The organism is Parashewanella hymeniacidonis (genome assembly GCF_016900895.1).
GTDB lineage: Bacteria > Pseudomonadota > Gammaproteobacteria > Enterobacterales > Shewanellaceae > Parashewanella > Parashewanella hymeniacidonis.
The window spans coordinates 1-23,028 of sequence record NZ_JAFEUN010000078.1 but is presented as its reverse complement, the minus strand read 5'-3'; the positions used below and the strand labels follow the sequence as shown (position 1 = coordinate 23,028).

Annotated in this window: 19 protein-coding genes and 1 pseudogene; 15 read left to right on the top strand and 5 right to left on the bottom strand. The window is 39.6% G+C overall.

Annotated elements, in window-relative coordinates; genetic code table 11:
- Nucleotides 1–184: pseudogene (locus tag JQC92_RS15120) on the top strand (IS66 family transposase); the annotation flags it as partial.
- A 9-nt stretch (nt 185–193) separates the two neighbouring features.
- On the opposite strand, the gene JQC92_RS15115 reads toward JQC92_RS15120, so the two are convergent.
- Together JQC92_RS15115 and asnB are read right to left on the bottom strand one after the other, a co-directional pair.
- Nucleotides 194–421, bottom strand: a complete 228-nt coding sequence (locus JQC92_RS15115) for a hypothetical protein (protein ID WP_205000419.1) — start codon at nt 419–421, stop codon at nt 194–196.
- 997 nt (nt 422–1,418) lie between these two features.
- Entirely contained in the window at nt 1,419–3,098 is a 1,680-nt protein-coding gene (gene asnB / locus JQC92_RS15110; RefSeq protein WP_205000418.1) for an asparagine synthase B, read from the bottom strand.
- 185 nt (nt 3,099–3,283) lie between these two features.
- Between asnB and glsB the strand changes: the two genes are divergently transcribed.
- The 11 genes from glsB (at nt 3,284) to JQC92_RS15055 (ending at nt 15,137) form a co-directional block, all read left to right on the top strand.
- On the top strand, nt 3,284–4,192 hold the full coding sequence (gene glsB / locus JQC92_RS15105; RefSeq protein WP_205000417.1) for a glutaminase B: 909 nt from the start codon (nt 3,284–3,286) through the stop codon (nt 4,190–4,192).
- A 27-nt stretch (nt 4,193–4,219) separates the two neighbouring features.
- Nucleotides 4,220–4,588 carry a YbaN family protein gene (locus JQC92_RS15100; protein ID WP_205000416.1) on the top strand — a complete coding sequence of 123 codons (369 nt, stop codon included), beginning with the start codon at nt 4,220–4,222 and terminating at the stop codon, nt 4,586–4,588.
- A 243-nt stretch (nt 4,589–4,831) separates the two neighbouring features.
- Nucleotides 4,832–5,377 (top strand): adenine phosphoribosyltransferase, encoded by a 546-nt coding sequence (apt, locus tag JQC92_RS15095; protein WP_205000415.1) that lies wholly within the window; start codon nt 4,832–4,834, stop codon nt 5,375–5,377.
- 143 nt (nt 5,378–5,520) lie between these two features.
- A complete protein-coding gene (dnaX, locus tag JQC92_RS15090; RefSeq protein WP_205000414.1) occupies nt 5,521–7,893 on the top strand; it encodes a DNA polymerase III subunit gamma/tau in 2,373 nt (790 codons plus the stop codon).
- A gap of 75 nt (nt 7,894–7,968) precedes the next feature.
- On the top strand, nt 7,969–8,301 hold the full coding sequence (locus tag JQC92_RS15085; protein ID WP_205000413.1) for a YbaB/EbfC family nucleoid-associated protein: 333 nt from the start codon (nt 7,969–7,971) through the stop codon (nt 8,299–8,301).
- Nucleotides 8,302–8,303: 2 nt separating this feature from the next.
- Nucleotides 8,304–8,903, top strand: a complete 600-nt coding sequence (gene recR / locus JQC92_RS15080; RefSeq protein WP_205000421.1) for a recombination mediator RecR — start codon at nt 8,304–8,306, stop codon at nt 8,901–8,903.
- A 178-nt stretch (nt 8,904–9,081) separates the two neighbouring features.
- Complete coding sequence (gene htpG, locus JQC92_RS15075; RefSeq protein WP_205000412.1) at nt 9,082–10,995, top strand: molecular chaperone HtpG; 1,914 nt, start codon at nt 9,082–9,084, stop codon at nt 10,993–10,995.
- A gap of 101 nt (nt 10,996–11,096) precedes the next feature.
- Entirely contained in the window at nt 11,097–11,957 is an 861-nt protein-coding gene (locus tag JQC92_RS15070) for a tetratricopeptide repeat protein (RefSeq protein ID WP_205000411.1), read from the top strand.
- Nucleotides 11,958–12,068: 111 nt separating this feature from the next.
- Nucleotides 12,069–12,713 (top strand): adenylate kinase, encoded by a 645-nt coding sequence (gene adk, locus JQC92_RS15065; RefSeq protein WP_205000410.1) that lies wholly within the window; start codon nt 12,069–12,071, stop codon nt 12,711–12,713.
- Nucleotides 12,714–13,038: 325 nt separating this feature from the next.
- Nucleotides 13,039–14,346: an inosine/guanosine kinase gene (locus JQC92_RS15060; protein WP_205000409.1), complete on the top strand. Its 1,308-nt coding sequence runs from the start codon at nt 13,039–13,041 to the stop codon at nt 14,344–14,346.
- Nucleotides 14,347–14,516: 170 nt separating this feature from the next.
- Entirely contained in the window at nt 14,517–15,137 is a 621-nt protein-coding gene (locus tag JQC92_RS15055) for a hypothetical protein (protein WP_205000408.1), read from the top strand.
- A gap of 177 nt (nt 15,138–15,314) precedes the next feature.
- Here JQC92_RS15055 and JQC92_RS15050 read toward each other — a convergent pair whose 3' ends face one another.
- On the bottom strand, nt 15,315–16,625 hold the full coding sequence (locus JQC92_RS15050; RefSeq protein WP_205000420.1) for a cation:dicarboxylate symporter family transporter: 1,311 nt from the start codon (nt 16,623–16,625) through the stop codon (nt 15,315–15,317).
- A 226-nt stretch (nt 16,626–16,851) separates the two neighbouring features.
- On the opposite strand from JQC92_RS15050, the gene JQC92_RS15045 reads away from it, so the two are divergent.
- Entirely contained in the window at nt 16,852–19,422 is a 2,571-nt protein-coding gene (locus JQC92_RS15045) for an Ig-like domain-containing protein (protein ID WP_205000407.1), read from the top strand.
- A 132-nt stretch (nt 19,423–19,554) separates the two neighbouring features.
- On the opposite strand, the gene JQC92_RS15040 is transcribed toward JQC92_RS15045, so the two are convergent.
- A complete protein-coding gene (locus JQC92_RS15040) occupies nt 19,555–20,343 on the bottom strand; it encodes a hypothetical protein (RefSeq protein WP_205000406.1) in 789 nt (262 codons plus the stop codon).
- A gap of 165 nt (nt 20,344–20,508) precedes the next feature.
- Here JQC92_RS15040 and JQC92_RS15035 point away from each other — a divergent pair, with 165 nt between their 5' ends.
- Both JQC92_RS15035 and JQC92_RS15030 read left to right on the top strand, forming a co-directional pair.
- Nucleotides 20,509–21,096 (top strand): hypothetical protein, encoded by a 588-nt coding sequence (locus tag JQC92_RS15035; RefSeq protein ID WP_205000405.1) that lies wholly within the window; start codon nt 20,509–20,511, stop codon nt 21,094–21,096.
- 18 nt (nt 21,097–21,114) lie between these two features.
- A complete protein-coding gene (locus JQC92_RS15030; protein WP_205000404.1) occupies nt 21,115–21,744 on the top strand; it encodes a site-specific integrase in 630 nt (209 codons plus the stop codon).
- A gap of 422 nt (nt 21,745–22,166) precedes the next feature.
- On the opposite strand, the gene JQC92_RS15025 is transcribed toward JQC92_RS15030, so the two are convergent.
- Nucleotides 22,167–22,544 (bottom strand): hypothetical protein, encoded by a 378-nt coding sequence (locus tag JQC92_RS15025; RefSeq protein WP_205000403.1) that lies wholly within the window; start codon nt 22,542–22,544, stop codon nt 22,167–22,169.
- Nucleotides 22,545–23,028 lie beyond the last annotated feature (484 nt).

The window sequence follows — 23,028 nt, the reverse complement described above, 5'->3', positions numbered from 1 at the left end:
CAGGATGACCAAGGTTCATCAAAAAATATCAGGCTGCTTTAGGAGTACGGAAGGGGCAATAAACTTCTGTGCCATACGCAGTTACGTTTCGAGTTGTCGAAAGCAAAATATCACAGCCTCAACCTCGTTGAACCTGCTGTTCAGCGGGCACTTGCCTGATATCTTTATTTACCCAGCTGAATAGTTACCTTTACTAAACGAGCAAACGAGCAAACGAGTTCGAGCATGACTTTTCTGGCATTTTCGAGAGGGTTGAAATTGCCACATCGATATCAAGTTCTGAGCTTCTTATTAAAGAGCCAATAAGCCTTTTACTTGATGTGTAACTTTTTGTGCCATCGCCCGCATTAACTTCTTTTTGAGGCATACAAAATGTAGCTTCAGGAGTAACGATTATTCCATCTTGTTGTGTAGCTTTCACTGTGAATTTTTGAGTGTGCAGTTTTTGTGATTCTGCGGGTTTATTTACATCTAATTCATCTACAACTTCATTATCAGAGGGAGAGTGAGTTCCATAGACTCTGAAGAGATATTGAGTTTTTTAACATTCTCATGAAACTGCCGATATATACCCATATATGATACTTGAACATGCAGGTTTCAGGACTTTTTCAGCGCCAATTCTTTGAGGCGCATTAGCGAAGGAATATCGGGATTCTTTCGAGCTAATGTAACAAAGAAGAATTGGTGCTGAGAAGTCCACGAAGTGCGAGTTGCACAGCGTGTTACTCTGTGTTGCCAGTGCTAACAATAGCTCACTATTGCCGCACACTGTCGCCTTGATTAACAAGCTGTGCATTCTCGCTGAAATCGAGCATCTTCAGGTATCATGGGTATAGGTATCTTTCTCTGATCAGCTGATTGTCAGAATTTAACACGGTTACGTCTTTTAAATAGGGAGCATTTACTTCGACGTTATATTCGTTGCCAATGATGAAAAGTTTTTTAATGTTGAGGAAACATATTTGCCTAACTTTGTTAAACCAGACAAGAAAACGTTAACTGAGAATGAAGGTGCTGTAGCCATTAATGAGTCACTGAGATATCAAGTAATGCAATGATATAGAAGAATATTTATTTAAAGGCAAAAGTGAACAAAGTTTACTGAAAATTAATATAAGAAAAAATTCAAGAGTAAACCTACTTTTTGTGGGTTTTTAATGTGGATAAATGTAGATAGAATGCGGCAATTTTGTGACTGATGTCATCATAACTGAAAGCAAAGTAGGACAATCAATGAGTAGTGAGCCGTTCAAAGACCCTTATAACATTCTTCATTTCATCGGATTTATTTTAGTTATGTTAATCCCAACACTCCCAGCTTCACTCTCATGGTTAAAAGTAATGGGCGTTCTTTAATTTTCAAACTAAAGAGTTAAAAAGCTCGAAAGTACAGTTATGAACCTTCGAGCTTTAAATCATACAGACTTATCTTCATAACCTTTTTGATGTACATCAAACATCGCACGACCCGATGGATCAGCATTCATCGAAAACTTCTTATCCCAAGCTAAAGCTTCAGGTGTTGAACAAGCAACAGATTTACCTCCAGGAACGCATCTAATTGCTGAATCCAGAGGGAACAGTTCTTCAAAAATAGATCGGTAATAATAAGCTTCTTTAGTTTCTGGTGTGTTATGAGCAAAACGATGATCTGCGCTGGTCATCATTTGGTCAGATACTTCATGAGAAGCGACTTCAGTCAAAGAGTCAATCCAGTTGTAGCCAACACCGTCTGAGAACTGCTCTTTTTGTCGCCATAACACTTCATTTGGGATATATCCATCAAAAGCTTCACGGAGAATGTGCTTTTCTGCTTTACCATTACCACACATTTTTAGCTCAGGGCTGATTGACATCGCAACGTCCAAAAACGCTTTATCTAGGAAAGGTACACGAGCTTCGACTCCCCATGCAGACATTGCTTTATTGGCTCTCGCACAATCAAACATATGTAGTCTATTAAGCTTACGAACGGTTTCTTCATGAAATTCTTTGGCATTTGGTGCTTTGTGAAAATAAAGGTAACCACCAAAGATTTCGTCCGCACCTTCGCCTGAAAGTACCATTTTTATACCCATGGCTTTGATTTTTCGAGCCATCAAATACATTGGTGTTGAAGCTCGAATCGTCGTTACATCATAAGTTTCTAAATGGAATATTACATGACGCAGGGCGTCAATTCCTTCTTGAACGGTGTAGTGCATTTCATGGTGAATCGTGCCAATTGCATCAGCGACTTTTTTTGCTGCAATTAAATCTGGTGCGCCTTCTAGCCCTACTGCAAACGAATGCAATTGAGGCCACCACGCTTTTGATTGTTCTTGATCTTCAACTCTGTTCTGAGAATATCTTTGAGCAATTGCAGATATTACTGATGAATCTAAACCGCCCGACAGAAGCACGCCATAAGGTACATCAGACATCATGTGAGATTTCACGGATTCACAAAGTGCATCGTGGATATCAGCAGGCGTACCTTTATTATCTTTTACGTTGTCATAACTCATCCAATCACGCTGGTAATAAGGCGTAATTTCTTCGGCATGGCTATCCCAGTAATGACCCGGAGGAAATTCTGTAATCGATGAACAAACAGGGACTAATGCTTTCATCTCTGAGGCTACATAGAGCTGGCCTAATGCATCATAACCATAATAAAGTGGAATTATGCCCATATGATCACGGGCAATGAGGTAGCGCTTCTCTTCTGTATCGTAGAGAATGAATGCAAACATACCTTGAAGCTTATCTATAAAAGCACTGCCTTCTTGGGCATATAAATCAAGAATGACCTCACAATCAGAGAGCGTTTGGTATTGATATTCTGAATTAGAATTTGCTTTGAGTTGTTGGTGATTATAAATCTCACCATTAACGGCTAAAATGTGATTTCGATTTTGATTGTATAGAGGTTGTGCGCCATTCTCTAAGTCTACAATCGACAGTCTTTCATGCGCTAAAATAGCGTCATCATTTGACCAAATGCCTGACCAATCAGGTCCACGATGTCTAAGCAAACTTGATAGTTCTAATGCTTTATGTCGAAGTGATGTTGAGTCAGTTGTTATATCTAAAATTCCAAAAATTGAACACATTAATTGAATACCTCTTGTTAAATCGAAATCAACGCATTAAGGGGAAAATGGCGCTTTTGCTCAATAATGCGGCCTTTCAACTTGTCATAAAGTTTTCGCTTTGCCAAGAAGTTATGTAATTTATTTTCATTTTTATATTATCTTTGCCACAATTACTTTTTTTTGTAATTAAGTCGTATACAAAGATGGATTCACTACTCAGCCAGATTTTGAATGATGTAAAACCGTTAGTCGGAAAGGGTAAAGTTGCCGATTACATTCCTGCACTTTCTTTGGTAGAAGCCGAAAAATTTGGGATCGCCATTTGCAGCAATGATGGTGAAATTTATAAGATTGGCGATGCAGATTTACCTTTTTCAATTCAAAGTATCTCGAAAGTATTCAGTTTGATTTTGGCTATGGAGTTTTATGGTGATGAAATATGGACGCGAGTAGGGCACGAACCATCAGGATTACCTTTTAACTCATTGGTTCAGCTTGAACATGAGCAAGGTATACCACGCAATCCATTTATTAATGCAGGCGCTCTTGTCGTCAGTGATATGAATCAATCAAAATTCGCTGCGCCTGACATAGCGATGCGCGAGTTTCTAAAAAAATTATCCGGTAACTATTCTATTCAAGTTGATAAAAAAATTGCTGACTCTGAATATGAGCATCGAGCAAGAAATGCCGCTGCTGCTTATTTAATGAAGTCCTTTAATAATTTTGACAATGAAGTTGAAGACGTGCTGTATAACTACTTCTGTAATTGCGCCATTAAAATGTCTTGTGTTGATTTAGCTAAAGCGGCGAACTTCTTGGCTAATAAAGGATTTAGCTTTATTACCGGTAAAAAAGTGCTGACTGAAAACCAAACGAGTCAAGTGAATGCATTACTTGCTACAAGTGGGCTTTACGATGAAGCTGGAAGTTTTGCGTTTAGAGTTGGTTTACCGGGGAAGAGTGGCGTTGGTGGAGGAATCGTGGCCATCGTACCTGGTCAGTTTTCAATATGTGTTTGGTCGCCAGCTCTAAATGAAGCTGGCAATTCGCTTGCCGGAATGGCAGCATTAGAGTCTCTGACTAAGCATATTGGTTGGTCAGTTTATTAATTTAGGCCGAAGGAGTGCTCAGCGACGATGTATTTAAAAAAAGGCTTTTTTTTAGTCGTTGGTGTACTTTCCGTTTTTTTAGGTACATTGGGTATATTTCTTCCTCTATTACCGACGGTTCCATTTATTTTGCTGGCTGTGTTTTGTTTTGCACGATCGAGTGAGCGATTGCATCGTTGGCTCGTTAATCACCCATGGTTTGCTGTAGCAATTGCCGATTGGCAAAGGGAGCGGGGCATTCGAAAAACCATTAAAAAAAGAGCAATGATATTAAGTGCTGCGAGCTTCATACTCAGTATTTCAATTGTTCCATTATTTTGGGTTAAAGGCCTACTTTTTGTCATGATGTTGATCTTATTAACTTACTTATGGCGCCTACCAACTCTGCCTGATTAACTGTAATTATCCTTTTAGATTATGTTTTGTAGTTTATTTGTCCGATTTGTGACTTAACCCTAGCATTATTGTCGAAGTTTGTTGCAACTTCTTTGATTCCACCGTAAGATCCCACGGCATTTTTGAGAGCCCTAAAGCGGTCTTATTGTATCCAGATTTTGATACGACACAGAGACTGATGAATTAGGGCTTTTTTATTTTTAAGCCATGAATGGCGACAGATAAAACAAAGTGAAATTAGTTATGACTACTGAAACCTTAGCCCTAATCAAGCAAAGCATTAAGACAATCCCTGACTATCCAAAGCCGGGTATTATGTTTCGCGATGTAACCAGTCTTTTAGAAGATGCTAAAGCTTATCAGGCAACCATTGCATTATTAGTTGAAAAGTATAAAGCAATGGGTTTCACAAAGGTTGTTGGTACAGAAGCTCGTGGCTTCTTATTCGGCGCACCTTTAGCTCTTGAATTAGGAATTGGATTTGTACCAGTTCGTAAACCGGGTAAATTACCTCGTGAAACTATCTCTCAAGATTACGAGTTAGAGTACGGCACAGATACTTTAGAAATTCACACCGATGCTATTGTTGAAGGTGACAAAGTACTTGTGATCGATGACTTGCTTGCAACAGGTGGCACAATCGAAGCGACTGTTAAACTTATTCGCCAACTTGGCGGCTTAGTTAACCACGCAGCATTCGTGATTAACCTACCTGAGCTTGGTGGTGAAAAGCGTTTAGTCGCATTGGATTTAGACATCTTGTCTCTTTGCGAGTTTGACGGCGAATAATCACCTTTTCAGCACCATATAGCTCAAATGTGGTGCTGTTGATTTCTCTCCTCTAGTTTATCCATAACGGACATGATATTGTGCTACTATTCATAGAGTAGAGGAGCAGTCTCGAACAGAATCGAGGCGAATTAGGGAATTACATGTCATATCAGGTGTTAGCCAGAAAATGGCGCCCTGCCAAGTTCGAACAGGTAGTGGGTCAATCTCACGTCCTTCACGCACTCACTAATGCATTAGAGCAACAACGTCTTCATCATGCTTATCTTTTTACTGGTACTCGTGGAGTTGGTAAAACCAGCTTAGCTCGCTTATTTGCAAAAGGTTTAAACTGCGAAACAGGCGTTACAGCCTCACCGTGTGGAAAGTGTTCAAGTTGTGAAGAAATTGCTCAGGGCCGATTTGTTGATTTAATTGAAGTTGATGCAGCCTCACGCACTAAAGTCGATGATACTCGTGAAATTTTAGATAATGTTCAATATCGTCCAACTCGTGGACGTTATAAAGTGTACCTTATTGATGAAGTGCACATGCTTTCTCGCAGTTCATTTAATGCATTGCTTAAGACGTTAGAAGAACCTCCTGAGCACGTTAAATTTTTGCTTGCGACAACCGACCCTCAAAAACTGCCGATCACAGTGTTATCTCGTTGTTTGCAGTTTAATTTAAAAGCATTGATGCAAGACGACATTGCTAAGCAGTTAAACTATGTGCTTGAACAAGAGCAGCTTAAATTTGAATCTTCAGCTTTAACCTTATTAGCTAAAGCGGCAAATGGCAGCATGCGAGATGCATTAAGCTTGACGGATCAAGCTATCGCTTTTGGCGCTGGTCAAGTGATGCTTGAGCAAGTGCAGACGATGCTTGGTAGTATTGATGAACAACACGTCATTGGGTTACTTTCAGCACTATGTTCGGGTGACATTGCTACACTCATTCCTGAGTGTCATAAGGTTATTGGTTTTGGTGCTGAGCCCGAAGAAGTTTTGCGGAGCTTACTAGAACTCCTACATCAAATCACTTTGACTCAATTTGCTTCAGCCGCTGCTCAACTGTCTAAATTCGCAGAGCAAATTCATGCTTTTTCTGAGCAGTTAACACCAGAACAAGTTCAACTCTATTATCAAATTTTGTTGACAGGTAGAAAGGAGTTACCATTTGCGCCAGATCCTAAATCTGGTCTTGAAATGGCACTTCTTAGAGCTGTTGCATTTGTCCCGCAAACGTCCATTGAAAAGTGGGAAACTCCAGCGGCTGAAAAAAAAACACTTGAAATCCCAGCAATAGAAAATGAGCCTGTAGTTGAGCAAGAGTCTGTTGCACATCAAGTTGATGAACAAGCTGCAAGTCAAGAGCCAGAAGCATTAGCTGAAGAAACAAACGTTGAACTTAAGCCTGAAGCAGAAGAAACAGATTTAAAGCAAGAAAACCTACAGGCATTAGAAGCTGAACAAGCTGTATTGATGAGTCAAGCGCAAAGCCAAGGCTTTGTTGCGACACCTATTGATGATTCCCAACCACCATTAAGCTCGTATGATGTGCCTTATGAAACGTCAAGTGAGGCTGATGGTTTTGATTTTGTAGCTTCAGATTCAAACCGACCTTCGAATGACAAGTTAACATCTGATTTGGTGGTTGAAAATAAAGTTAAGCCATCTAAAGCAGAAGCTTTACAAGTTGATGATTTGTTAGATGCAGTTTTATCATCAAATCAGGGTTTACTATCAGATATTAGTAATTTCGAAAACGATGTGGATAAGGCTGATAGCCCAAAAAAGTCTAAAGCAACTTTTGAACGAAGATTACCTGTGAAAGAAGATTCTTCTTCTGAGTTAGAACAGGATGTTTTAGAAGTTGCTGAGGTTAATTCAAATGGACTTGAAGCCGAAGTCGCTGAAGTTAAAGATGATACCCCACCTTGGGAAGAGAAAACGACACCCATCGTTTTACCAGAAGTTGCTGAATCCGTTGTAAATGTAGAGATTCAACCTGCAACAGAACAAACCAAACCAGTTGAGCCTCCTCAATCGTTGTCTCAAGCTGAAAAGCAACTACCGAGTGTGATTAGTGGCAATCAAGTGGATTTATATTGGTATAAGTTAATGTCTGAACTCGATTTTGGTGGTCGTGTTCGCCAGTTAGCCGTGAACTCTATTTGTAATGAAATCTCTGAACCTATTCATCTTCTGTTGAAGCCAGATCAAAAACATTTGGCAGCAGACATAGCAGTTGAACAATTAGAAGCTGTAATAGAAAAGCGTTTTGATAGACCAATTGATGTTCAAGTTGAAATAGGCATTGATAAAGAAAGAGAAACACCTCTAGAGATCAGGCAGAGGTTCCAAAATGAATTGCACAATGAAGCTGAGCATAAATTGTTGGCTGACCCTAATGTTCAGTGGTTATCTGAGCAGCTGGGAGCAAGATTAATCACAGATACCATCGCATATCCGCCATCAAATTTGGTGGATAGAGCAAAGCGAATTGAAGATATTGAATTTAGTGTGCCTGCGTAATTTTAATTTTGTTTAAAATTAAGTAATATTGGCACAAAATTTTTACCATTATTTGACCAAAAGTAGAGAAAGAACATGTTTGGAAAAGGCGGTATGGGCAACCTAATGAAACAAGCCCAACAAATGCAAGACAAAATGCAAAAAATGCAGGAAGAAATCGCACGTATGGAAGTTACTGGCGAATCTGGAGCCGGTCTTGTAAAAGTCACTATGACGGGCAGCCACAATGTTCGTAAAGTAGAAATTGATCCAAGCCTTTTAGAAGATGACGATAAAGACATGCTAGAAGATTTGATTGCTGCGGCATGTAATGACGCTGCACGTAGAGTTGAAGAAACTCAAAAATCAAGAATGGCTGAAGTTACAGGCGGAATGCAAATGCCTCCTGGCATGAAGATGCCGTTCTAATGATGAAATTTAGTCCGCTAGTTGATGACCTCATTCAAGCGTTAAAGTGTTTACCGGGTGTTGGCCCTAAGTCAGCGCAACGAATGGCGTTTCAGTTACTTGAGAATAATCGCAATCCAGGTATTAAGCTGGCAGATACGCTTGGTAAAGCAATGAGCGAAGTTGGGCATTGCCAATCTTGTCGTACGTTTACGGAAGAAGATTTGTGCCCGATTTGTGTAAGCAGTAAACGTGGTAATTCTGATGTTATTTGCGTAGTTGAAACTCCAGCTGATGTATTGGCTGTAGAAGCTGGTGGACATTTTTCTGGTCGTTATTTTGTGTTACTTGGTCATTTATCACCGCTAGATGGTATTGGCCCTGATGAACTTGGGTTATCCCTTTTAGAGCAACATCTAAAAAGTGGTGACATTAGTGAGCTCATTTTAGCGACTAATCCCACTGTGGAAGGCGATGCAACGGCGCATTTTATTGCGGATATGTCAACAAAACACAAAGTGAAAGTTAGCAGGATTGCCCATGGTGTTCCTGTGGGTGGTGAGCTTGAGTATGTAGATAGTACAACGTTAGCATTGTCATTTAATGGACGTGTTCAGTTGTAAAACTTATTTCAAAATAATGACGTTTAACAGGGTTGCATATTGCAACCTTGTTTTGTTTTTGAGCAAATCTTTCTAGTTTTTTACTTTTATCCTTGAAAAGCCATTTTCTCACCCCATTTATAAATTAACAGTATGAAACGGCGCTATTGCGCATAGTTAGTTTTAAAAGGGTATCCCCATGTCACAGCAAGAAACTCATGGTTTCCAAACCGAAGTTAAACAACTTCTTCATTTGATGATTCACTCTTTGTATTCGAACAAAGAAATTTTCCTACGTGAGCTAGTATCTAACGCTGCTGATGCGGCAGACAAACTTCGTTATGAAGCATTAACCAACGACGCACTGTACGAAGGTGATGGTGAACTACGAGTTCGCGTAAGTGCTGATAAAGAAAAAGGTACCGTTACTATTGAAGACAATGGCATCGGTATGACTCGAGATGGTGTAGTTGAACATCTTGGTACAATTGCCAAGTCAGGTACGGCTGATTTCTTTAAGAATCTTTCCGGTGATGACTCGAAGGATTCTCAACTTATCGGTCAATTCGGTGTTGGTTTTTACTCTGCGTTTATCGTTGCAAAAAAAGTAGAAGTAAGAACCCGTGCAGCAGGTCAAAGCGCCGATGCAGCGGTATTGTGGACTTCTGAGGGCGAAGGTGATTTTACTGTAGAAAACATCACTAAAAATAGCCGCGGTACTGAAATCGTATTACACCTTCGTGACGATGAAAAAGAATTCGCTGATGACTGGCGTTTGAAGTCAATCATTACTAAGTATTCGGATCACATCTCTGTTCCTGTTGAAATGTGGGAAGAAGGTAAAGAAGAAAGCGAAGGCCCTGATGGCGAGAAAGTTCCTGCAACTGAAGGTGCTTGGAAAGGGATGAATAAAGCTACAGCCCTTTGGACTCGCAATAAGTCAGATATTTCTGATGAAGAATATAACGAATTTTATAAGCACATTTCGAACGATTATGCTGATCCTCTATTAAAAGCACATAATCGTGTTGAAGGTAAGCATGAATACACAAGCCTACTGTACGTTCCTGCAAAAGCACCTTGGGATATGTTTAACCGTGATGGTAAACAAGGGTTAAAGCTGTTCGTACAGCGTGTATTTGTTATGGATGATGCAGAATCATTCATGCCTTCGTACTTACGTTTTGTTAAAGGCCTGATTGACTCTAACGACTTACCGTTAAACGTGTCACGTGAAATTTTGCAAGATAATAAAGTGACTCAGTCAATGCGCAGTGGTATCACCAAACGTGTGTTGGGAATGTTAGAAAAGCTGGCGAAAAACGACGCAGAAAAATATCAGAGTTTTTATGCAGAATTTGGTCAGGTTTTAAAAGAAGGGCCTGCTGAAGACTTTGCAAATAAAGATAGAATTGCTGGTTTACTGCGTTTTGCCTCAACTAATGAAGCTTCAGCGGCACCAACGACTTCTTTAGACGCCTATATTGAGCGCATGAAAGAAGGTCAGGATAAGATTTACTACATCGTGGCTGATAGCTACGAAGCTGCAGCTAATTCGCCTCATCTTGAGTTACTGAAGAAGAAAGGCATTGAAGTAATTTTAATGCATGAGCGAATTGATGAATGGTTAGTGAATCATTTAAATGAGTTCAAAGAGAAGAAACTGCACTCTGTTACTAGCGGTGACTTAGATTTAGGTGAGCTAGAAGATAAAGAAGAGAAAGAAGCAGCTGAAAAGTTAGCAAAAGACTCTGAGAATCTTGTTACTCGAATTAAAGAAGCGCTTAATGACAAAGTCAGTGATGTAAAAGTAACAACTCGCCTGACGGATACACCTGCTTGTGTAGTTACGGGCGATGGTGAAATGTCGACTCAGATGATCAAACTGATGGAAGCTGCAGGACAGAAAGTACCTGAAAGCAAGCCAGTGTTTGAAATTAACCCTGAGCATCCGTTAATGGTGCGCTTAGATAATGAGCAAGATGAGCAAGGGTTTGCTGATTGGGCAAATTTATTGTTACAACAAGCTCAATTATCAGAAAAAGGCAGCTTAGCTGACCCATCAAGCTTTATTAAATTAATGAATCAGATGCTGGTAAAAGATTTAACCTAAGTTTGCAATAAAAAAGCGGGATTTTTCCCGCTTTTTTATACTCATTACTTTAGATTAGTACTCATTTATTTAACGTAATTGGTATCGAATTGAGAGAGCCAATGTCAAATATTCTAGATTTAACAAAAGAAAATATTCAGCAGGTCGTTGATGCTTCTGCTGAACATATTGTGGTGATGACGTTTTCATCGCAGCAACAGCCTGAAAGTGTAGGCTTTGCACAAGAAATGGAAACGATTGCTGCTGAAAACACAAGCCGCTTTATTCTCGCAAAAGTAAATTGCGATGAACAAATGGAAATCGCTCAGTATTTCCAAATTCAAGCATTACCTACAACTTTGTTATTGAGTAAGGGTCAGCCTATTGATGGCTTTGCAGGTGTTAAACCTCGAACTGAGGTTCTTGAAGTGCTTGAAAAGCATCTACCAGCTAAGTGGATGTTAGCCCTTAAACAAGCTAAATCGGTCCTAGCCAATGAAGAGCGAACTGCGGATGAATTGAATCAAGCTTTTGAATTGCTGAAGCAAGCGTACCAAGACTCTCAAGTTGCTGAAGTGACATTAGCGTTAGCAGATGTGAATCTATTATTAGGTAATAACACTGAAGCAGAAACTCTTCTGCAGAAGATCGGCCTTGCGGATCAAGACAGTTATTATCAAAGCTTGATGGCAAAATTAGATTTAGCGAAAGATGCAGCAGACACACCTAAAATTCGTGAATTACAAATTAAGTTAGATACTAACCCAGGTGATTTTGATGCACTGATAAGCTTGGGTAAAGCTTTGCATCAAGTTCAACGTAATGAAGAGGCTCTTGAGCTTTTATACAGCGTATTACGTAAAGATCTATCAGCACAAGATGGCAATGTGAAAACAGTATTTATGGAAATTCTTACGGCGATAGGTCAGGGCAACCCCCTCGCAAACCAGTATCGACGAAAGTTATATACATTATTGTACTGATTTCAGTGTATAGTTTTCTGGGCTTTGGGATCTTCCACTCTTCTATTAAGAGGTCAGATATGCGAAGATCCAGCCTTTCGATTTTAACCAATGCGGAAGAGGATTCTTGAAATGCGCATTATTTTATTGGGCGCTCCAGGTGCCGGCAAAGGCACTCAAGCTCAGTTCATCATGGAAAAATATGGTATTCCACAAATATCAACTGGTGACATGCTACGTGCAGCAGTAAAAGCGGGTACACCATTAGGCTTAGAAGCGAAAAAAGTGATGGATGCAGGTCAGTTAGTTTCTGATGAGCTTATCATTGGCCTAGTTAAAGAGCGTATTACACAAGATGATTGTGCAAAAGGTTTTTTATTAGATGGGTTCCCACGTACGATTCCACAAGCCGATGCAATGGCTGAAAATGGCATTGACGTTGATTACGTTATTGAAATTGACGTACCAGACGAAGAAATCGTAAAGCGTATGAGCGGTCGTCGTGTTCACCCTTCTTCTGGTCGTGTTTATCACGTGGTTTACAATCCACCAAAAGACGAAGGTAAAGATGACGTAACAGGAGATGAGCTTGTTATTCGTCCTGATGATGAAGAGTCAACGGTTCGTAAACGTTTAGATATTTACCACAGTCAAACTAAACCATTAGTTGAGTATTACGGTAAGGTAGCTGCTGCTGGCAAAACTGAATATCACAAGTTTAACGGTACGAAGTCAGTTTCTGACGTGAGCGAAGAGTTAGCTACAGTGTTAAAGTAAAACTGAAATAACACACTCAAAAAACCTGCTTTTGCAGGTTTTTTTGTCTCTGAAATTTGTAAAGTTATGATAGAATCCGCTGCAATTCAGAATCTAAGCAGTTGGCAATAAGTTATTGTACATTTTTGACATCTATATATAGCACTATACTTGGTTAAAATGACAGTTACATAGCTACGACTATGCGGCCAATGTTTCGCCTTGTTTACTATTAAACTTGAACGTTAAAATGACTAAAAAGCTTATCATCAACGACTTTGAATTCTGATATCACGAATCTATTCAAATGTTTATCAGCATGGAAGCTGGATTATGAGAGCCTGTTATGAAGTTTCCTGGTCAACGTAAGTCTAAGCACTACTTTCCTGTAAAAAACCGTGATCCGCTGTTAGAGCAGCTTACCAATCAAGTTAAGCAACCAACAAGAACTTACGTTTGTGGTATTGACCAAACACTTGTAGATATTGAAGCTAAAGTCGCTGATGACCTATTAGAGCGTTACGGTTTGCCGAAAGGTAACTCAACACTTATCAGCGATGAACAGGCACATGAGCTTTATAAAGAACTGAAAAACAATAAGATGATCAGCGATGAGTTCGCTGGTGGCACAATTGGAAATACTGTCCATAACTACTCAATTCTAGCTGATGATCGTTCTGTTCTTTTTGGTGTGATGAGTAAGAACATCGAAGTAGGTAGTTACGCTTATCGTTACTTGTGTAATACCTCATCAAAAGTTGACCTTAACTATTTAGAGCCGGTAAGTGGTCCAATAGGGCGTTGTTTTACTCTAATTTCAGATAATGGTGAAAGAACGTTTGCTATCAGTAAAGGTTCAATGGATAAGTTAACACCTGAGTACATTAACAAAGAAGTCGTTCAGAACAGTTCTGCACTTGTAATCACAGCTTACTTAATGCGTGCCAGTAAAGAAGATCGCATGACGGATGCAGCACTTAAAGCTATTGAGTATGCTAAAGATGCAGACGTGCCAGTAGTACTTACGTTGGGGACTCGATTTTTAATTGATGAAGACCCACAATGGTGGCAAGCGTTTATCGAAGAACATATTACGATTCTTGCGATGAATGAAGATGAAGGTGAAGCACTTACAGGGTTATCAGATCCATTACTTGCAAGTGAAGCTGCACTAGAGTGGTGCGATATGGTGCTTACGACAGCAGGACCACTAGGATTGTATACGGCTGGTTACACTCAGAATTCAGAGAAACGTGAAACTGCCCATACTCTTCTTCCTGGTGCTATCCCTGAGTTTAATCGTTACGAATTCTCTCGTCCAAAACGTAAGCGTGATTGCAAGGAGCCTATAAAAGTATTTGCCCATATATCTCCATATATGGGGGGGCCTGAAAAAATTCGTAATACAAATGGCGCTGGTGATGGCGCTTTGTCTGCATTATTGCACGATTTATCTGCTAATGGTTTCCATAGAGTTAACGTACCAGGTTCAAGCAAGCATCTTTCTGACGGTTTGTGTTATTCATCTTTTTCACAAATCTGTAAGTACGCCAACCGAGTTGCGTATGAAGTATTGGCTCAGCATAGCCCTAGACTTTCTCGCGGTTTACCTGAGCGAGAAGACAGCCTAGAAGAATCATATTGGGAAAGATAGGGAATATCATTCGTTAAACTTTGTTCTTTTTTATCAAATTAATTAAAGTTTTAACTAAACTATCTCTAGTTATACTTAAGTAATGGACCTCTCAACGTCAAATTTGAGGGGTTTTCTTTTTATTGAGGATTGGACAAAAGGAGTTTCATTCTCACCGCAGAGGGTTTGAAATGGCTGAAGCAGGTATTCCAAAGCATGTCTCTCATCATAACCATGTTGCCTTGAGCAAAACTACTTGGACTCAAGACCAAGATAAAAAGACGGCAACATTTAATATTCGAATTGATGGTTATTTTGCACAGAAGAGCTCAGCTACTTACGACGTAAGGAGCCAAGAGTTTTCACTTGTTGTAAAAAGCTTTCTTGGCAGCGTTTCTCAAGCTAGACATTTTGAGATGAAACCTAGCCTCAATGATCCTACAAGCGTTATGTGTAACAAGTTAGTACTTCATTATGCTCCCATTTCAATATTAAAAGCTGAAATACTCAAAAATCCATCAGATTTACTTTTAATATTAGACGAACTTTCCAGTGAGAGGGCTTATGACTTATTCACATCATTGCTTGATGTGCAAGCTCTTATGGCATTACACTTTTTGGCGAAAGTTACTTCGAAAAGTGTACAGGTTTCTTCTCATGGTAAAATGACGCCTTTATCTGAACTCATATCAAAAACTATGTTGAATGTTTTACCTCAATATAAAGGAGGAGCTTTCTATTATAAGTTGCTTTTAACTGAGCAAGCTTATCCTGGAGGAAAAGTTCTGTTTGATACGCGTGAATATGAATAAGCATTGTCATAACTATTTATATATTTGAATTGCTCAGCGTGTATTTTTACTTCTAATGATTAATCATTTTTGAGTAAGCAGATAAAAAGTTCAGAAGGCGGTTTGACGAGAGAGCTTTTGGTATAAATTCGGGAGTTACGTATGCCGTAGATACAAACCTACGGCATATCAAAAGTTTTATTCGGCGTTGACTTGTTCTGTTAGGTTGCCTTTTAATTTTCCTGCATCAGGGTCATTAAATTTACTTTCGTCGAATTCATTTTCAGAGCGAGCGACAATCACAGTAATCGCACTGTCACCTGTTACATTAACAGCGGTTCTTACCATATCTAGTAGTCTATCGACACCAATGATTAAGGCGATGCCTTCAACAGGAAGACCTACTTGATTCAAAACCATAGCCAGCATAACTAAACCGACACCAGGAACACCAGCGGTACCAATCGAAGCTAAAGTGGCCGTAACAATTACAGTTAAATAATCCGTAAGTGTTAAGTCAATGGCAAATACTTGTGCGATGAATACTGTAGCGACACCTTGCATAATTGCCGTGCCGTCCATATTGATGGTCGCACCGAGAGGAAGAGTAAAAGAAGCAACTTTGTTACTCACACCTAAGCGATGTTCAGCTGTCTCAACTGTTACTGGTAAGGTAGCGTTAGAGCTTGCTGTGCTAAAAGCAAACAATTGTACATCGCGTAATTTGGCTAAAAATGTAAGCGGGCTTAAGTTGGTAAATAACTTGAGCAGTATCGGGTAGATAATTAAACCGTGTACAAGCAGAGCACCTAGTACAACAAGGAAGTAATACAAGACTGACTCAAACGCTTCAGAATCAAGCGTTAATGCAAGCTTGGTGATAAGAGCAAAAATACCGTACGGTGCAAGCTGCATTACTAAAGTTACGACTTTCATAATCACTTCATTTAAGTCATCAAACAATGCTGAAATGCGTTTGCCTCGTTCACCTAAATGAGAAATCGCTAAACCAAATACAACAGCAAAGATGATGATTTGTAGCATCTTACCTTCTGCCATCGCCTTTAATGGGTTAGTTGGCACCATATCAATAAATACTTGGCTTAAACTCGGAGCTGTTTTTGCTGCGTACTCCAAGTGTTCTACATGCATACTCCCGTTTCCTGGATGAATGACAACAGCAGCAAAAATAGCTAATGAAATCGCAATGGCTGTGGTCACCATATAAAAAATGATCGTTTTACCACCTAAGCGCCCTAAGCTGGCAGGATCGCTTAACGAGCAAGTGCCACAAACGAGAGAGATAAAGACAAGAGGAACAACAAGCATTTTTAATGCATTGATGAAAACAGAACCGACAACGTTCATCACTCCGTTAGTGATATAACCATCGATAAACTGACTTTCTGGGAATCCGAGACGTAGTGCTCCACCTATTAATAGGCCTAAAATCATACCGATAAAGATTTTGCTCGTGAGACCAAGCTTTTTTGAGTTACTCAAAACAATGCCCCTTATTTTAAAAATTTGTTAAGGCGTATGCAGGAAATTGAACGAATGCTAACAAGAATCGGTAGTAATTGGAAATCTAGACATTATTGTGTGTTTTTTTTAACCAAAGTTTAAGGTTAAAAAAACGTTGAAAAAGTTGCGTTAAATTTATGTAGTGTTAGCCTATATGTCACGAGTCAATACTCTAGCTAATTAACAATTATAAGACAGGGAGTCTGGCATTATGAAGTCAGGTTACAAAGTTATATTTCTTTTATTTTCGACGCTTCTATTATGGGCTTGTGGTGGCGGTGGTGATGGCGGCATTAAAGATGATGGCTCCGGCAATAATGGTGGTGGAAATGGAGGCGGTACATCAGATCCTGTTTTAAGCATCACACTTGAAACATCGATATCAAGCATTTCTAAATCATCACCTGCAACTTTGACAGCAAGGGTTGTAAACAATTCCAATGCAGTCCAAGCTGATAAAGTCGTTGTGTTTTCATTGAGCGATGAGAACATGGGTACCTTTAATGTTGCAAACCGTAAAGTGGCAACTAATAGTGAAGGTACCGCAACAATAGAACTTTCAACAGGTAGTATCGAAGGTGCCACAACGGTTACCGCAACGCTTGAAGAAGATACCACGATCAGTTCTAACGTAGTTGTCACCATGGTTGGTGACGGTGGTGATGTAGGAGATGGTGCGCAAATTTCAGTTGTTTTAACTGATGATGCTGGAAATGAAATTCAAGCGATTACTTCTACTCAGCCTGCGACAGTGACGGCAACAGTTGCAGGAATTAATCAAGCGACAATTGTTGCATTTGAAACCACAATTGGTGATTTACCTATTAAAACAGCGGTTACTAACAGTGAAGGTCGTGCAAGTGTCAAAATTTTTGCAGGAAGTTCACTCGGAGCAGGAAAAATAACAGCCACAATCGAGTCTGGCGAAATTGGTGATGCAGTCGTTGTGGTTGGTGCTACTAATTTAGTCATGGGAAGTGGTACACCTTTTGTACCTGAACAAGCTTCTATAAGCATCCCAGTTTTATCTGCAGGGGGAACTTCAAGTATCTCTGTAGAAGTTCAAGATGAAGATGGTAACTCTTATACTCAGCCTATTGATGTCAACTTCACGTCTCGTTGTTCTACTAGTGCGACTCCTCAAGCGCAAATTAGCTCACCAATTCCAACTGTAAATGGCGTTGCAACCACTACCTATTTAGCTCAAGGCTGTGTTGGAAATGATACTATTAATGTGACGGCTACAGCTGGTGGAATCAGTTTGTCTGCATCAGGCACAATAGAAGTCTTACAATCTAACGTTGGAAGTATTTCTTTTTTTTCTGCAGAGCCTGAGATGTTAACGCTTAGAGGAACGGGAAATAGTGAAACTTCTGTTGTTAAATTTACAGTGTTAGATGCCGATGGGAACCCTGTTAACAGTCAGAGAGTGAACTTCGAGTTAAATACCAACGTTGGTGGTTTAGATATTAACCCTGATTTTGCGACAACAAATAGTGAAGGGATTGTTCAAGCGGTTGTGAGCACAGGTGATGTATCAACATCTATCCGTGTTACGGCAGAAGTACATGATTCAACACCAAAAATTATTGGTCAATCAAGTGAACTCGTTGTTTCTACAGGGCTACCAGATCAAGACAGCTTTTCTCTTGCTGCGAGTGTTTATAATCCAGAAGCACTAGACATCCAAAATGCAGCTGTAACGATTCAAGCGCGACTAGCAGACGCATTTAATAACCATGCTCCAGATGGTACGGTGGTTTATTTCACTACAGAAGGGGGAGCTATAGATGCTTCATGTCAAACCGAAAATGGTATCTGTGAAGTTGAATGGCGTAGTCAACTGCCAGCCCCTATTGGTACCGTACTAGTTGGTGGTACTGAAACTGATGGTGTAATTGTTGGTGCCGATGGAACTCGAAGAAACCCTGAATCAGTCTTGAGCTCTGATAACGACGCTTATAAAAATGGCAACTTCTATAAAGGGAAGTATGGTGGCAGAGTAACTATTACAGCAACAGCAATAGGTGAAGAGTCGTTTGCGGATACTAATGGAAATGGACGATTTGATGAATCAGAAGCAAATACATTCCTTACAGAACGTAATGTAAGTGGTTTACCTTTTGATTTGCCAGATCCATATGGTGATTTTAATGAAGATAACCTCTTTAACCCTCAACGAACTGATACTCAAAAACAGAGTGACCGAATTGGTGGTGAATTAGAAGAATTGATTTCTTTTCCATTTGATCCTGCAACGCAAGACGGTGTATTTAATAAAGCCGATGGCAAATACAACGGTGTTTTGTGTGCACAAGATTCAAATGGAAATGATATTAACCCATATTGTGCTGATGGAGATGCCGAACCTAAATCTACATATATCAGAAGAAGCATTGTACTCGTTATGTCAGGCACAGCTGCTTACGCAACTCCACTTGAAGATGTAATTATTTTTGATGACAGTGCTGCTGATAATAATTCGATTGAAGTGGAAACAAAAGGGATTGCTTCAGTCACATTTACAATTTCTGATATCAATAATCAGCAGATGCCAGCGGGTAGTGTTGTAAACTTTTCTACTTCAGTTGGAAGTATAGCAAGTGCATCTTCTTATGTTTGGCCATCGAGTAATCATAATGGCGGCAGAGACTTCAGTGTCACCGTTGAAGGTGGTGATGAAGTTGAGAGTGGCATATTGCTTGTTTCTGTCACGACCCCTAGTGATGTGACAACAGAAGTTTTAGCAGTAGCCGTTAATGTAATTGCTCCAACACCATAGTATTGGACGTATATCAATTGTATTTTTAGCCGCTCTTGTAAGCGGCTTTTTATACCTGATGAGAGGATTAAAATACCTACGTTTGCATGTTTCATCTTGAACCATTTAATCTACTATTTTTGTTTTTGCCGTTTACTGGTGTGCAACTTGAACATGATAACGATTCATCATTCTAGAGGCTAATTTAACTGTGTCTGGTTTATCTGTTCCAGCTCTATTATGGCCAGAAACATCACTGGTATCAGTATCATGATAATCATTTTTTTGAATGCCAGATATATCATCTACTCCAATATCTTGCGGAGATACGTGTAACTTAGCATTACCATTAAACCTATTGGGAATAAGACGACAGTTTTTGAACTGGTAATGACATTCACCGGCAATAATCATTTTTGATAAGCCTTCTTTAGTCATTGCTACCCATAAATCAGAAGGAGTGCTATTTTGCTGTAGAGCACTTTTAAGGTTAACCTTGATTGCATTTTCGGCGGTCAATGCCTTGCCAGTCATTGGGCAATAGTATGTTGGGCAGATATTTTTACCATCGTGAGATGTACCGCTGTTAGCAATTGGCGTAAAATCTCTTGAGGTGTGAGATGCATATGCTTTCTCAATTAATGCTTTTAACGGTGTATTTTTTCGATTAATTATATTATCTGGTCGAATATCTGCTGTATTGAGTGATTGTTTTATTTGATACGTTTTTATAGGGTTCATAAATTCAATTATGGCACGCTTAATGAGTGAAAAAAGGCCCGTTACAGCAAGCTTACGATTGTCATCAGGTGTTACATTCCAACCTGTGCCATTGCTAGTAATAATAAAGCCTCCAGTGGTATTATCTTCTGAAACAGTAGAATCTAATCCCCATAGAACTTGGACGGCATTAGAAGGGGTAACGACATCAGGGGTACACATAATTTAATCCTAATTTGTACTCTATATCATTAAGTAAAACATTAAGTTTGCTTATAGGCTAGAAAGGTGAATGGAGTTTAATTATTTGGAAACGATTGTTATTTCAGAATTTACATATAATTAGGGGCTGTTGATCTTTGTTGATATTTTCAGCAATGATTATTTTTGACGATAACAAAGCGGAACAAGCGTTATTTAGTTCTTCTAAATGAGCGCATTGACAATACCGATAGCGTTAAAAATGACTTAGCTGTCGCTATTGCCAAAGAATACAATCGTGTTACTCGACCAACCGTGGCCATGAAAGTGGACGACTTAATATTGCATGGCTCATTCACCAATGAAAAGCCATTTCCAGACCACATTCCAGCGTTGTTAAAACGAATATTTATTGATGAACAACCATCGGATGAATATAAAAAAACGATGGAGAACGATGCCATACGAGTACAGGAGTTTTTTGCACAAATCCCTGGTTCAAGGATCGGCCTGCCGCACGTCAATGATTACATCAATACCTATCATGAAAACGGCAGTGCCAATGTTCAGAATCGCAAAGTCGCATGGCTGAAAAAGCTTTTCTCTTACGCTGTTGATGAAAGCATCATGGAGATCAATCCCGCACAGCTGAAAAAGAAACGACGTGTCGCCTTTAAACAAAGGCAAAGGTTAAAAACAGAGTGGTACGATGCCATTCATGCTGCTGCGCCATTGTGGTTACAAACCGCCATGGATTTATCTTTGCAAACGTAAGCATTCACCAGAGGGGTATTGACAATTTCAAATTCCCGTTTATTGACATTCATAACCGCAAGGGTGCCGCTGTTTTGTGATGCAAGTATCACTTTTAAGGGTGTTTCACCATTTATTCCAAAAGTCAATACGGGGCTGGTGAATGGTTACTTGCAAACCACTCATGCACGTCTAGAAATTTCTCGCATCAAGTACAAAATCAGTAAGCCCACTGAGGCCGTCTGCGGCTGTTATTGGTTTAAACAACCAGAGCTAACGCAGGTTGGGTTAGTCTATGGCACCTTGTATATTCACAGACAAAAAGTAGCAGAAAAAGAAGCAGCTCATGTGGCGATTCCCATTGGCGAAACGTTAAAAAAGATCATAGACCGCAGCCGTGACAATTTAGTGAGCGACTATGTAGTGCATCGATTACCCAAGCAAAGCCGAGATAAATTGAGTAAAGATGTGAAGCATGTTACCCAGCTTCATCCCGATTATATCAGCCGTCAATTTTCCAAATTTAGAGATAAGGTTGGTTGCTGCAACCACCTAAAACCAGAGCAAAGACCAACATTTCATGAAATAAGAGCACTTGCTGCTTTCACCTTTATACCCATGATACCTGAAGATGCATGTTTCAGGACTTTCTCAGCGCCAATTCTTTGAGGCGCATTACCGAAGGAATATCGGGATTCTTTCGAGCTAATGTAACAAAGAAGAATTGTCGCTGAGAAGTCCACGAAGTGCGTGTTACTCTGTGTTGCCAGTGCTAACAATAGCTCACTATTACCGCACACTGTCGCCTTGATTAACAAGCTGTGCATTCTCGCTGAAATCGAGCATCTTCAGGTATCATGGGTATAAAAGTAACGGCATCGATCCTCAAGCACGAATGGCACACACTGACGCTGAAAGCACTAAAATCTATACAGAGAACCACGTTGACTGGGTGCATGTACCGTTTGCAGAGATAAATACAGAAGGGTGGTAATTGTGGTTTTGTATTTGGATGAATGTCTAGTGCTCCAGCTTAATAAGAACCTACATCAAAATTATTGGCTAATGGTAGGCGTGAGGGCAAATTAGCTCTACTCTTTCTGGGTGACTACAAAACTACGAGAATAAACTTCCTCTAATTTTTTCTCCCCAGTTTTTGTAAACCTAAGAAAATCACGTTTCCCTTTATACACAGTATTTGATGGCTTCATATTTAAATCATGACAATGAAAACCTATCAACCGTAAAATACGTGATGCTTTACTCAAATTGCACTTAATCACTTTTTCGAGAAAAGGGATAGAACCGTTTTTCCACTTTTCAACCTCTGATTTATCCAATAATCCCATAGAAATAAACACATCAATCGGGCTTATATATATTTTCTTTTTAAGACCTTTTTCAACGGCATCAACTACCTTAGGGTAATATTTATCTTTTCTATAGTTGTTTACGCTCAATTTAACCATGATATTTCTACATCAAAATTCGATAACAAAAAGTTTGGAGTATTTTACCAGTTTGAAGCAGGTTAACCAGTTTTGTTGAGTTTTTTATCCACTTAAGGAAAGAAGCTGTAAGTATTCTTTGAAAGAGAATTGAAAAGCTACATGAAGGGGAGCTGAGGGTTAGATACCCTAGGCTACCCGATTAGGCTTCTTTTAGTTATACATTATTATTTCTCGGCTATGATGACTTTTAGTTTCATCTAGGTAGGTTCTCAATGAAGCTTGTTCAATAGCCTCTTCTTTGACAATTCTTTCAAGAAATCTTTCTGTTGGGGTACGATCCATCATGCGAGCTGTCGCTGTTCCTTTTGGTACAACTATATACCCGATGTGTGATTTTATAACTTATGAAAAATAGCTCTGCCGTCATTCCTGCGAAGGCAGGAATCCAGCGACTTTTTCTTTTTTAGGCAATAAGTCACTGGATTCCCGCTAACAACATACG

Coding starts and splice junctions, on each gene's coding strand:
- JQC92_RS15055 (WP_205000408.1), top strand. CDS start 14,517: ATGGCTGAAGCAGGTATTCCAAAGCATGTCTCTCATCATAACCATGTT.
- JQC92_RS15100 (WP_205000416.1), top strand. CDS start 4,220: ATGTATTTAAAAAAAGGCTTTTTTTTAGTCGTTGGTGTACTTTCCGTT.
- JQC92_RS15045 (WP_205000407.1), top strand. CDS start 16,852: ATGAAGTCAGGTTACAAAGTTATATTTCTTTTATTTTCGACGCTTCTA.
- JQC92_RS15060 (WP_205000409.1), top strand. CDS start 13,039: ATGAAGTTTCCTGGTCAACGTAAGTCTAAGCACTACTTTCCTGTAAAA.
- recR (WP_205000421.1), top strand. CDS start 8,304: ATGAAATTTAGTCCGCTAGTTGATGACCTCATTCAAGCGTTAAAGTGT.
- JQC92_RS15040 (WP_205000406.1), bottom strand. CDS start 20,343: ATGTGTACCCCTGATGTCGTTACCCCTTCTAATGCCGTCCAAGTTCTA.
- JQC92_RS15085 (WP_205000413.1), top strand. CDS start 7,969: ATGTTTGGAAAAGGCGGTATGGGCAACCTAATGAAACAAGCCCAACAA.
- apt (WP_205000415.1), top strand. CDS start 4,832: ATGACTACTGAAACCTTAGCCCTAATCAAGCAAAGCATTAAGACAATC.
- asnB (WP_205000418.1), bottom strand. CDS start 3,098: ATGTGTTCAATTTTTGGAATTTTAGATATAACAACTGACTCAACATCA.
- dnaX (WP_205000414.1), top strand. CDS start 5,521: ATGTCATATCAGGTGTTAGCCAGAAAATGGCGCCCTGCCAAGTTCGAA.
- adk (WP_205000410.1), top strand. CDS start 12,069: ATGCGCATTATTTTATTGGGCGCTCCAGGTGCCGGCAAAGGCACTCAA.
- JQC92_RS15025 (WP_205000403.1), bottom strand. CDS start 22,544: ATGGTTAAATTGAGCGTAAACAACTATAGAAAAGATAAATATTACCCT.
- glsB (WP_205000417.1), top strand. CDS start 3,284: ATGGATTCACTACTCAGCCAGATTTTGAATGATGTAAAACCGTTAGTC.
- JQC92_RS15070 (WP_205000411.1), top strand. CDS start 11,097: ATGTCAAATATTCTAGATTTAACAAAAGAAAATATTCAGCAGGTCGTT.
- htpG (WP_205000412.1), top strand. CDS start 9,082: ATGTCACAGCAAGAAACTCATGGTTTCCAAACCGAAGTTAAACAACTT.